Consider the following 13,104-nt stretch of genomic DNA (forward strand, 5'->3'; position numbering starts at 1 on the left):
TGCTTATGACTTCATGATAGATAACTATCTGAATTACGTATATAATCATTTTTATCGTAAGTAAAAACGCTTACATAGCAATGATTTTTGTGCTATACAAAACGATAAAGTGTATTTTTTCACAAATAAACTACGCATAGCAAACCTTCTATTTTTTTCTATCTGACACTTAGCATAGGAAATGATTATATACGTAATCTTTCACCGATGATAAATTGAACATATAGAAACAGAAACATTTAATTTATTTTGAGGAGGAGCCTATCTATATGAAAAAGAAAGTCTCTATAGGAGAAAGAAGTTTTACACTTTTCAACAATACGTTTCTAATTTTGCTAGCTTTGATCTGTATCGTTCCTTTTTTAAATATCATCGCTACATCTTTTGCTTCTACACAAGAAGTCGTCGCGAAAAAGTTTATCCTTTTTCCTACTACCTTTTCTTTAGACGCGTATCGCTACATTCTTTCTACGCCGACCATTTTTAGAGCACTTGCTGTTTCGATTGGTGTTACAGGTGTCGGAACGATCGTCAGTATGTGTGCAACTTCACTGATGGCCTACGGTCTTTCCAGAAAGTATTTGTTTGGTCGAGGTTTTGTCAACTTTCTTGTTGTATTTTCTATGTTGTTCAGCGGGGGGATGATTCCAACGTTCTTAGTTGTTCGTTCTCTAGGGCTGGTCAATTCTTACTGGGCCATGATCCTGCCTGTGGCTGTTAATGCAATGAATATGATCATTATGAGAAACTTTTTCCAAGCCTTGCCGGATAGTTTGGAAGAATCAGCAAAAATGGATGGTTGCACAGATTTTGGTGTATTTTTCAAAATTATGCTGCCATTAGCGTTACCGTCTATTGCTACTATCTCGCTTTTTTATGCTGTTACTTACTGGAACACTTATATGACTGCTATTTTGTATATCAACGATTCATCTAAATGGCCGATACAGATTCTTTTACGCCAAATCGTCATTGTATCAAGTGGGATGCAAGCAGAAAGTAGTGCCGTTGATGTGATTCCACCAGCACAAACAGTTAAAATGGCTGTTATCGTTATTGCAACAGTGCCTATGCTGATTGCTTATCCTTTTGTTCAGAAATATTTTGTCAAAGGAGCACTCGTAGGTTCTGTCAAAGGGTGATTATGTACTGAACGCAAAATGGTAGTTGTGTCAGAAGTGGTCAGCTTCAAGAAATAAGAAGGCATTTACGAAAATTGCTTCTTAAATTTTTGTGAAATTTCGGCTTATTTTTCGAAGAATCTACTCCTGGAACACCGTGTATCAGAGGTTGTGAAAGAGACGTTCAGCCTTGAGCGATGATAAAAACTCTCACAAACATTGCGACGAGTAACCCACAGGAGCAATAAGAAGCGATTTTGAAAAATAGCTTCCCATATTTCACAAAATTATGCCTTATTGTCGATAGCCTGTCTCTTGAACGCCATTTATTCGTAAAAAAGAACTGTGACAAGACTTTTGTCACAGTTCTTTTTGCGTGCTTAGCCTTGAAATTTAACTATCCATAAATACAAATACTAGGGTTATTCTAACTTCTTTTATTGCTTGAATCAGTCCACAAGAAAAACAGCCTCTTGATTAAATGGCGTTTATCTTGTTGATTCTGCGGCAATAAAATCAGCCAGCAGCAAAACATGAAGTGCTGTTTTTTGCTGTCCTCTTTTATTGCTTGAATCAGATCACAAGAAAAACAGCCTCTTGATTCACAAATATTTTTTTCGATATTCTCCCGGCATAATCGATTCCTTCTTTTTAAAGAAACGAATAAAATTTTGCGGATTTCGATATTGCAATCTTTCTGCAATCTCTTTTACGGAGAGGTTAGTCTCTTTCAACCATTTTTTTGCTACCTCTAAACGATGATTTTGAACAAAATCACCAAATTTTTCTCCTGTTTCCTTTTTAAATACATTACTTAAATAGTTAGGGTTATAATGCAACCTATCAGCGATCACATCTAAAGACAGATCACGATCATATTCTGTGTAGACGATATGCATAATATTCTCCGACAAATTTTTAAATTCATGATCAGTGATTGCTTGAGAGCATTCTGTGATTGGCAGAACTAATTGTTCTAAAACAAGTTTTTCTAGTTCTTTGGGATGATAATTGTTCAGTGCTTTTACATAAATTTGTTTCATGTTATCAAAGTTTTTTGAATCTACTCCCAATAACTGTCCTAATTGAACGAGTTCATTGATCAAGCGGACCGAAACTACTTCCCGACTCAAAGGATTTTTATTTTGTGCAAACAATGCATCAATCAATTCATGTACTAAATTCTTCACTTCCTGATTTCCAGAACGAATGGCTTCAAACAATCGATTTTGTTCTTCTATCGGATATCTAATAAGTGTTTTTTCATGAGCAGCAGGAACGATTTCCTGATAAAAAATAATTGAACTTGGACCAGTATTTACACGATAATACAGGGCTTCTTTTGCCCGATCAACCGATTGCTTGCTTTCATTCAGCGTTTCGAACCGGTTACTGATGCCTATACTGATAGTTAAATTCAAGTATTCTTTTACACGTTTTTGAATGAGTCGGCAATACTCCATGACTTTTTTGCTTGCTTCTGCATCATCTTTATCCATTCGATAAATAGTGGCTTGCATTTCTTCATTCAAAACGATCGGCAGCATTCGATTTTCCTTTGGCACAATTTCCGTGATCATGTTGTTGATCGCTAAAAGTAGCAAATCACGCTCCCCACCGTGACTATCTTCTAACAGATCGATTTGAACCAAAGCTGTATAATAGCAGTCATTTTGAGAACTATAACCAAATTGCTGCAACCGCTGATCTAGTTCTCGCCTTTCTACTCGATTTCTAAATAAACTAAGTACAAATAGCGTTTCCAGCTGTGGCTTTTGGGTAACTAAGTGTGCACTTAACGCTTCTTTTTCTCCTATGATCCGACTGACTGATTGAGCGACCAAATCTAGTTCTTTCCCACTGAATCCTTTTGATTTAAGATTCAGACGTTCCTGTATTTGAGAAATCGGACGGGCAAATCTGTCCGAAAATAAGTAGGAAAGAAGACCAATGAGTCCTACCAGTGTTAAAGACACTGCAACTAGCCCGATTCTCAGATTGCGGATCATTGCGCCAATTGCACTAGAGTCAACTTCTAATCTGTAAATCCAATTATTATAATCTGATTTCAGTACTATATACGTTTTATCTTTTTCTCTTATCACTTTCAGCTGATTGTAATCTAGATCCACGTCCGTTAATACAGTTGGTTGCTCTTTATTTTTTACTGTCTGAGTAGTAAAAAGGTTGCCAACTTCGTTTTCAATAGAAAGTATGTCTTCTCCACTTTCACCAACAACTTGTTCTATTGTATGTTTCTCTATCGTAGCAATTCCCAATGCATATTTTTCTTTTTCAAACATTGGCAAAGAAATCACCATTTCGATTCCTTTGTTTTTCTTTTGCCAAAATAAATTATTTTTGTTATTTATGTACTTCTGTTGATACTTTTCAACTTCCTCTTCGGTCAGTTGACTCAACGATCCATTGATTACTCCCCATTTACCAGCCAAACTGACTAAATCATAATTATTATCATCCATAACAATCGTTTCTATAAAATTTAGTTCTTTCCTGATTTCAGAATAAGTGGAGTAATCTGTATATGTCAGCGGATGCTTGAATATGTCCGAGAAATTTTTGGTCGAACCATACGTAGAAAACGAATATTCAATCGTTCTAATTTTCCATTCAACGTTAGTTTTAACTTGCCTGAGCAAATTCTTTTTGTCTGTTAAATAACTCGATTCGATCGATTCATAGGTATTCTGGTAAATGAATAAACTAAATCCTATGACAAGTACGGCTCCTAATAAAAACATCGGTAAAAATATTTTATAAAATACTGTACTTTTCTTCATTTTCTTCCTCTCCTCCTTTTAAAATAAAAGGCTTTCATTTTTCTGTAAAATTGATACTCATCTAATTAAATGAGCATTCCCCGCTTTCAAGAATAGCATAATTAAAAATAAAAATCCAAGTAATTTTTAACGTGTGCAATCTTTTCATATCAAAGATCTATTGACTTATCGTAGTTATCGTAATATGATGAATGCGTTAACAAAAAGTGAAAAAGTAAGGAAAATGATGGAATGGTAACGATCAAAGATATCGCTAAAGCAGCTGGCGTTTCTCATACGACAGTTTCTCGTGCTTTGAATAACAGCAGTTTAATAAAAAATGAAACAAAACAAAAAATACGACAACTAGCTAAGGAAATGAATTATTCGCCAAACTATAGTGCAAAAGGTTTAGTGAATCAAAAAAAATATCTAATCGGACTATTTTTCTCAAGTTTGCATAAAGGAACTTCATCAAATTTCCTAGCAGATTCCATTGCAGGCATCCATTCAGTATTAGACACAAATTACAGTTTATCTGTTGAAAGTATCGATGTTGTTGATTTAACAGAAATCAACCTGCAACGCTACGATGGACTGATCGTTATGAGTCAAAGTGATGATGATCAGCCTTTCATCGACTATCTCAAAGAAAAAGAATTTCCTTTCGTTGTTGTCAATCGTCACATCAATGATCCAGCGGTTATCAACGTCACTGCCGATGATGCGGCCGGTGTTATGCAGGCAGTAGATTACGGTATTGGATGCGGACATACGAAGATCGCTTATATTGGCGGAAAGAAAAATTTTCGTTCGACAAAAGAACGGGAAAAAGGGGTATTGAAAAGTCTAAAAAAAGCGAGCATCCCTGTCAATCCAGCCTATTTTTTAACAGGAGATTACAGCTTAGAAAGCGGCCTCCAAAACATGGAATACCTATTATCACTTTCTGACCTGCCTACTCTGGTTTTTTGCGGCAACGACGACATAGCGATTGGTGCATTGAGAGCTGTACATTTAGCTGGCCTCCGTGTTCCCCAGAACATTTCTCTGATCGGGTTCGATGATTCTCCAGTCGTCTCCTATCTCAATCCGCCGCTTACCACCGTACGTAAGCCTTTGAAAGAAATGTGTCAAGAAGGAACAAAGCTTTTACTAGATTTGATCGAAGGCAGGACGATCGAACAATCTAAAATTGAGCTCTCCACCTTGTTGATCCTTCGTGAGTCGATCAATTACTTGTAAACTACAAGTAATTTTATATAAAAATGTTAACGTGTGCATAACACAGAAAGGAAGTTTATATGAAAAAACTGACAAAAGAATTAGTGAAAAAAAAACGAAGCACCTGTAAAAGTTCTTCAGTTTGGTGAAGGCAATTTTATGCGTGGATTTATTGATTGGCAGATTCAGCAGCTGAATAACCAACAATTGTTTAAAGGTAATGTTGCAATCATTCAACCTTTAGAACAAGGTCTTGGAAATATGATGAACCAGCAAGATAATTTATATACGGTCATTTTACAAGGACTCAGCAATGGCGAAATCGTTGATACTTCCGAGATTATCACCGTAGTAGAACAAATGATCAATCCTTATGATGAATGGGATGCTTATCTATCTCTAGCAGAAAATGACGACTTGGCCTATATCGTCTCCAATACAACAGAGGCAGGAATCCAATTCGTGGAGACTGATAATTTAACAGATACTCCCCCACAGAGCTTCCCGGGCAAACTGACAGCCTTTTTATACCGACGTTTCAAATTAAACAAAGCTGGCTTTACCATCATTCCTTGCGAACTGATTGACAGAAACGGCGAACGTCTAAAAGAAATCATTTTACGCTACGCAGAAAAATGGGATTTAGAACCTGCTTTTGTTGAGTGGTTAGAAAAAGAAAATGTTTTCTGTTGTAGTTTAGTTGATCGCATCGTCCCAGGTTATCCTCGCGAAGATGCAGGTGTTTTCAATCAACGGCATAACTATGAAGATCAATTGATGGTCAAAGCAGAACCATTCATGCTTTGGGTGATCGAAGGGCCTAAAGAATTGGAGAATCAACTACCATTCAAACAGGCTGGCTTGAATGTCATCATCACAGATGATATGACTCCTTATCGTGAACGTAAGGTGCATTTGCTTAATGGACCGCATACAGCGATGGTCCCTCTTGCTTTGTTGGCGGAATTGGAAACTGTAGAAGAAGTAATGAAAGATCCTTTATTCTCCGCATATGTTGATCAGTTATTCAATCTAGAATTGATTCCTATGCTTTCTTTACCTAAAGATGAATTAGCCATTTATGCTGACCAAATCAAAGAACGTTTCTTGAATCCTTTTGCCCATCACAAATTAGAAGCGATTTCATTAAATAGTGTTTCAAAGTTCAGCACCCGTCTGCTTCCAGTGTTCAAGAAGTATATCGAAGAACAAAATCAGGTACCACCGTTAATCACTGTTTCACTAGCTGCGCTACTTCTTATGTATCGAGGCGATCAAGTAAAGCCACATGATGATGAAAAGACGATAAGCGAATTTACTGATGCTTGGTCTGATAATGGAACAGCTATTCCTCGATTATTGCAAAACGCTGCGCTTTGGGGAGAAGATTTGTCTCAAATACCGAATGTGACAGATACAGTTCAAGAAATAGCTGCAAAGATCGATCAAAAAGGTGTCCGGTCAGTATTACAAGAAATGAAAGGAACGATGGTCCATGCTTGAAACCCTGCAACCAACAATGAAATTAAATCGACGAGACAGTGTGGTCGTCGCATTAACCCCTATTCCAAAACAAACACAACTGACGATTGATCAGCAAACGATCACCACTCTTGAAGATATCCCGCAAGGTCATAAGATTGCATTGGGTGATTTGAAAGCTGGAGACAACGTGATCAAATATGGCTATCCAATCGGTCATGTGACGACAGACGTAACTGCCGGTCAATGGCTGCACACTCATAATGTAAAAACCAATCTTTCTGGTGAATTGGATTATCGATATGAAAAAGATGTCCATCCAAGTCATTACCTTTTTGAGAACCGAACATTTCAAGGTTACTTGCGAAAAAATGGAAAAGTAGGGATTCGTAATGATTTGTTTTTAGTACCTACCGTTGGGTGTGTGAATGGCATTGCTGAACTGATCGTCAAACAGTTCAAGGAAAAACATCCAGATCTGGGACAGTTTGACCATATTACGATTTTAAAGCATCCTTATGGCTGTTCGCAGCTTGGAAAAGATCATCAAAATACTCGAGAAATTTTAGCGGACGCAGTAAATCATCCCAATGCCGGAGGAGTTTTAGTATTTGGATTAGGTTGTGAGAACAATACAGTTCCTGAATTCAAAAAAATTTTAGGTGAATATGATGAAGAACGAGTGAAATTTCTAGTGGCTCAAGATGTTTACGATGAGATCGAACAAGGTGTGGCTCTATTAGAAGAGCTTTTAACAGCGGCGGAAAATGACCAGCGCATATCAGTCCCGCTCTCTAAGTTGAATGTCGGTTTGAAATGCGGCGGTTCTGATGGTCTATCGGGAATAACTGCTAATCCTTTACTTGGTGCATTTTCTGACTACTTGATTGCTCAAGGAGGCAGCACGATCTTAACAGAAGTGCCAGAAATGTTTGGCGCAGAACAAGTATTGATGGCACGAGCGGAAAATGAAGAAGTTTTTGACTCAATCGTTGACTTGATCAATGACTTCAAACAGTATTTCTTGTCTTACGGGGAACCAGTTTACGAAAACCCATCTCCTGGTAATAAAGCAGGTGGGATCACTACATTAGAAGATAAGTCTTTAGGCTGCACGCAAAAATCAGGAAGCTCTCCTGTCGTTGATGTGCTACAATATGGCGAAAAAATCAGAAAACCAGGGCTTAGTTTATTGCAAGCTCCCGGGAATGATCTTGTAGCTGCCTCTGCTCTTGCTTCATCCGATTGCCAGTTGGTCTTGTTTACCACAGGAAGAGGGACTCCGTTTGGCTCATATGTCCCAACGGTCAAGGTATCTACGAATACAACTCTTTTTGAACGCAAAGGTCATTGGATGGATTTTAATGCAGGCGTCTTATTAGAACAACCAATGGAAGTAATCTTAGAATCGTTTGTTCAAAAAATCATCGCTGTAGCTAGTGGAGAAGAAACGAAAAATGAACAAAATGACGTTCGAGAAATTGCCATTTTTAAAAACGGAGTAACACTTTGATTTTCATAAAACAGTATAAAAAGAAAGAAGGAAGATTTATGTTTTTATCTGATGATTTTTTATTAAAAGACGATTGGGCGAAAAAGCTTTACCATTCCTACGCAAAAAACATGCCCATTATTGATTATCACTGTCACTTAGATCCAAAAGAAATTTACGAAAACAACAATTTCAGCAATCTGACAGAAGCTTGGTTAGGAGGCGATCATTACAAATGGCGCTTGATGCGAGCTTGCGGCGTGCCTGAAGAAAAAATCACAGGAAATGCTTCTGATTTTGAAAAATTTTTAGCTTGGTGTCAAACCGTACCAAAAATTATCGGAAATCCGCTTTACAGTTGGTCACATCTTGAATTGAAGCGTTTCTTCGGTATTGACTTGTTGATAAATGAAGAAAATGCAGAGAAAATTTGGACACAAGCAAATGAAATTTTGGCAGCTCCTGATTTTCGCCGTCGGGAAATCGCAAAAAAATCGAATGTAGAAGTGATTTGTACAACAGATGATCCCGCAGACGACTTGCACTATCATCAGTTGCTTGCTCATGAAGAACCAGATTTGAAGGTTCTACCTTCATTCCGTCCAGATAAAGCACTCAATATTGAAAAAGAAGGATTTAATGCATGGGTCACACTACTGGAAGAAGCAGCTGACCAAACGATCACCACCTATCAAGAACTGATAGAAGTCTTAGGGCAGCGGATAGAATACTTCCATCAACATGGATGTCGTGTTTCCGACCACGCTTTAGACATCTTACGCTATAAAGAAGCGGATGAAACAGTATTAGAAGAGATTTTTCAAAAAGCACGAGCTAACAAACTATTATCTTCAGATGAAATCGATGCTTATCGTACAGAAACACTGATACATTTGACCCACTTCTATCATTCTCATAATTGGACGATGCAGCTGCACATCCATGCTTATCGTAACTGTAATACACAAATGTTGGAAAAATTAGGGCCCGATACCGGCTATGATGGAATGAATGATCTTTCTTTGACTATTCCTCTGCAAAAATTATTGAATCGTGCAGAAGAAACGGATCAGTTGCCAAAGACGATCCTTTATTCATTGAATCCGAATGACTATCCTGCGATTTTAGCTTTGATGGGCTGTTTCCAAAAAGAACAGAATGGAAAACTGCAGTTAGGTTCTGGATGGTGGTACAACGATACTCGAGCTGGTATGCGCGATCAATTGACACAATTTGCTGATGGTAGTGCTTTGGGGAATTTTGTCGGCATGCTGACAGATTCAAGAAGTTTCCTGTCCTACACTAGACATGAATATTTCCGTCGTGTTCTTTGTGAATTTTTAGGCGAAATGGTCATGCGAGGAGAAGCACCTGAAGATGAACAACTTTTAGGAAGTCTAGTTCAAGCGATTAGTTATACAAATGCTAAAAATTACTTTGGCTTTTTTGCCTAATTGATTAATAGTAACAGTAACGAATCAAAAACAGGATAGCGAAATAACGGAATCCGTTTATCCACGTTTTAGAGAAGAAGACGGACCAAATTTGCTCCGTCTTCTTCTCTTGCTGTTCTGCTTCATTGCCTATAAACCTTTATGAAAGAAGAGATAACATGCCTACTATCCATATTGCCGGTGATTCTACTGCGGCAGAAAAAGATGAAAACAAGCGTCCCGAGACAGGTTGGGGAGAAAAAATCTCTGCTTATTTTTCACCCGAGATCCAGATCAATAACCAAGCAAAGAATGGACGCAGCACCAAATCATTTATCCAGGAAGGAAGGTTAGCCCGTCTAGCTTCACAGTTTCAGCCGAATGATTTCTTATTTGTACAATTTGGACATAACGACCAGAAAATCCAAGAAGAAAGAGGTACGCTTCCCTTCGGTAGCTATTTAAAAAATCTGCAGATATTTTTTGAATGCGCAAAAAAAGCGAACGTCCAAATGGTCTTACTGACATCTGTGACGCGACGAGATTACTTAGAAAACGGAACATTGAATCCAGATATACTTGGAGACTATCCAAAAGCGATGCGTGCATTTGCTGAGAAACACCATATTCCTCTTTTAGATGTGTTCTCAAGATCACAAGAATTGTTCCAGACCTTCTCAAAAGAAGAGACAAAAAAATTCTACCTGCATCTTATGCCTGATACTTGTAAAAATTACCCAGAAGGACTAAAAGACAATACCCACTTTAGTCCAGAAGGCGCTGATAAAGTTGCCCGAATCATTGTTGAATTGATAAAAGAATCCCGTCTGCCTCTTGCTAATTATTTACAAAAAGGAGTTTGAGATGTTTCCATTAAATTTAGGCATCCGTGCCCACGATTTAGATGTTCGAAATCGTGAAGAAATCGTTCAAAAAGTATCACAGCTTCACTTGTCCCATATCCAATTTGCACCACAAAAAGCATTTCCTGAACAACTTAAATTAACTGACATGACACTTGGGAGTGCTGCCTATTTTGGTGAATACTTCCAAAAAAACAATATCGAACTTTCCATTTTAGGATGCTATATCAACCTATCCAGCAAAAATCAAGAAGTTCGTGCACAAGCATTGGCAACTTTCAAACAGCAAATTGCTCTGTGCTCTGCCTATCAAGCCAAGATGATTGCTACGGAAACCGGTAGTGTCTCTGTCGGTTACACAAAAGAAAATTTTACTGAAGAAGCTTATCAGATCGCCAGAAATTCTATCATTGAATTAGTCGCTCATGCAGAAAATTTTGGCGTAACTGTTGCTGTTGAAGCAGGGATCAATCATCCAATCTATAACTATCAGTTAGCTAAACGTTTAATCGATGAAGTAGCTTCACCAAATTTAAAAATCATTTTAGATTGTGCGAATTTGATGCATAAAGAAAATCATGCTGATCAGGAAAAAGTGATCCGAGGTGCCTTGGACAATTTACATGGTTATATTACAGCGCTTCATCTCAAAGACTATATCATGGAAAATGGAAAGATCCGCATGGTACCTGTTGGCAAGGGCTGTTTAGATTTCCGCCCGGTACTGCATTATATCAAATATGAGCGTCCTCTAATGTACGCCACTCTTGAAGCTACTCCTGAGATTTATGTTCCTGAAGCAATAGAACACTTGCAGTTTATTTACCAAGATTGTTAAGGAGAAGATTATGGAGGAACGAATACAGAAAAGTTATCAAAAATATCATGCAAATGCTTTTCAGACATTGCTGCATCTTTATCAGGGAAATTATTGGCGTTTTGCCATGTCAGGACTCTTTTTTATTATCAAACATCTTCCATCTTGGTTAATGCCGATCGCTATTGCCAATGTAATCAATGCAGCTTCATCGAAAGATTCTTCTCAGTTGCAGGCCATTTATTTCAACGCTTTTTTGATGGCTTGTCTGATTGGTCAAAATATATTGACGAATTATTTTCATGTAAAATACCATAGCACTTCGATCCGTCAAGTAGAAGCTGGACTAAGAGCGACCCTTATCAAGAAAATCCAAGAACTATCTATTCCTTATCAAAAAGAATTGCAATCTGGACGAATCCAGTCAAAGATCATCCGTGATGTAGAAGCTATCCAAACGTTGTCCTCTCAAGTATTTGTCAGCGGATTAAATATCGCTGTCAATTTATTCGTAGCTTTAGGTATCACGCTTTATAAAAGTCCTGTTGTTTTCATGTTTTTCTTATTGACTGTTCCTCTCGCCGCATTCGTTACTCTCTTTTTCCGTAAAAGGATCAGACAGTCCAACTCAGACTTCAGGCAAGAAATGGAAGAGACTTCTGCAAAAGTGATCGAAGTGATCGAATTAGCACCGATTGCTCGAGCTCATGGGTTAGAAAAACACGAAACAACTCGCTTAAATAAGCATTTTACTCAAATCTATGAAAAAGGATTCCACTTAGATATCCTGCAATCTGTTTTCGGATCAGTCAGCTGGGCTAGTTTTCAGATATTTCAGCTGATTTGTTTGATTTTCACTGGGATATTAGCTTTACAAGGGCGCATCCAACCCGGCGATGTCGTGATGTATCAGACGTATTTCACGACGATCGTCAATTCCGTTTCTGGAATGATCACGCTGATTCCTACGATTTCAAAAGGCATGGAATCTATCACTTCTATTGGCGAACTGTTGATTGCTGGCGATGTAGAAACTTATCACGGTAAGAAAAAAATCCAACATTTGGATGGAAATTTTCGTTTTGAGGATGTTTCTTTTCTTTATCCGGACTCACTCAAACCGATTATCGATCATTTTTCTCTAGAGGTGAAAGCTGGAGAAACAATTGCTTTTGTTGGGCCATCTGGCTCTGGAAAATCTACACTCCTTAACTTATTGATTGGATTTATCCAGCCGACTTCAGGAAAAATTTTTCTAGATGATCAGCCTTTGGATGAACTGGATATGCGAAGTGTGCGAAATTATTTAGCCGTTGTTCCTCAAACCACTTTGTTGTTCTCCGCTTCGATCAAAGAGAACATCACTTATGGCTTGAAAAACGTATCAAAAGAACGTTTAGATGAAGTCATCGAAGCTGCGCAACTTTCTTCACTGATTGACCAGCTTCCTGATGGTCTGGATACCTTAGTAGGCGAACATGGCAACAAGCTGTCTGGTGGCCAAAAGCAACGTATCTCCATTGCACGAGCGTTGATACGTCAGCCAAAAATCATTTTGCTAGATGAAGCAACCTCAGCTTTAGATAACCAGTCAGAGAAAAAAATCCAGCAAGCCCTGAATTACCTGACAGAAACACCCACTACTTTTATTGTGGCTCATCGGCTTTCAACGATCAAAGAGGCAGATAAAATCGTTGTGATCGATGAAGGAAAAATCGTTGAAATAGGTACTTACGAAAAACTGTTAGCTCAAAAAGGCTATTTCTACCGCTTGAAAAATGAATGACAAAAAATAGGAGCTATGACAAGACTTTTGTCGTAGCTCCTATTTCTGAATAAACGGTGTTCTCCTGCCAACTCCTCGGTCACAAGTCACAATAGTCATCAAACAT

At 38.0% G+C, this 13,104-nt stretch carries 8 protein-coding genes and 1 pseudogene; 8 read left to right on the top strand and 1 reads right to left on the bottom strand.

Features of this window, described 5'->3' with window-relative positions; genetic code table 11:
* The first annotated feature begins 269 nt into the window (after positions 1 to 269).
* Complete coding sequence (locus IGJ87_RS10935) at positions 270 to 1,142, top strand: carbohydrate ABC transporter permease (RefSeq protein WP_002297754.1); 873 nt, start codon at positions 270 to 272, stop codon at positions 1,140 to 1,142.
* A gap of 581 nt (positions 1,143 to 1,723) precedes the next feature.
* Here IGJ87_RS10935 and IGJ87_RS10940 read toward each other — a convergent pair.
* Positions 1,724 to 3,922 (bottom strand): helix-turn-helix domain-containing protein, encoded by a 2,199-nt coding sequence (locus IGJ87_RS10940; RefSeq protein WP_113787948.1) that lies wholly within the window; start codon positions 3,920 to 3,922, stop codon positions 1,724 to 1,726.
* Between the two features lie 231 nt (positions 3,923 to 4,153).
* On the opposite strand from IGJ87_RS10940, the gene IGJ87_RS10945 reads away from it, so the two are divergent.
* From IGJ87_RS10945 to IGJ87_RS10975, 7 genes and pseudogenes are all read left to right on the top strand, one after another.
* Positions 4,154 to 5,146: a LacI family DNA-binding transcriptional regulator gene (locus tag IGJ87_RS10945; protein WP_002286006.1), complete on the top strand. Its 993-nt coding sequence runs from the start codon at positions 4,154 to 4,156 to the stop codon at positions 5,144 to 5,146.
* A gap of 59 nt (positions 5,147 to 5,205) precedes the next feature.
* A pseudogene (locus IGJ87_RS10950) lies at positions 5,206 to 6,628 on the top strand (tagaturonate reductase).
* On the top strand, positions 6,621 to 8,120 hold the full coding sequence (locus IGJ87_RS10955; protein ID WP_002286002.1) for a UxaA family hydrolase: 1,500 nt from the start codon (positions 6,621 to 6,623) through the stop codon (positions 8,118 to 8,120). The pseudogene IGJ87_RS10950 and the gene IGJ87_RS10955 overlap by 8 nt, the downstream one beginning before the upstream one ends.
* Positions 8,121 to 8,158: 38 nt before the next feature.
* Positions 8,159 to 9,553, top strand: a complete 1,395-nt coding sequence (gene uxaC / locus IGJ87_RS10960; protein WP_002286000.1) for a glucuronate isomerase — start codon at positions 8,159 to 8,161, stop codon at positions 9,551 to 9,553.
* Positions 9,554 to 9,711: 158 nt separating this feature from the next.
* Entirely contained in the window at positions 9,712 to 10,395 is a 684-nt protein-coding gene (locus IGJ87_RS10965; RefSeq protein ID WP_002294493.1) for a rhamnogalacturonan acetylesterase, read from the top strand.
* Between the two features lies 1 nt (position 10,396).
* A complete protein-coding gene (locus IGJ87_RS10970; protein WP_002285996.1) occupies positions 10,397 to 11,233 on the top strand; it encodes a sugar phosphate isomerase/epimerase family protein in 837 nt (278 codons plus the stop codon).
* Between the two features lie 10 nt (positions 11,234 to 11,243).
* A complete protein-coding gene (locus tag IGJ87_RS10975) occupies positions 11,244 to 12,998 on the top strand; it encodes an ABC transporter ATP-binding protein (protein ID WP_002285995.1) in 1,755 nt (584 codons plus the stop codon).
* Positions 12,999 to 13,104: the final 106 nt, after the last annotated feature.

Origin of the sequence: Enterococcus sp. DIV1411a (assembly GCF_050531945.1) — a bacterium.
Lineage (GTDB): Bacteria > Bacillota > Bacilli > Lactobacillales > Enterococcaceae > Enterococcus_B > Enterococcus_B faecium.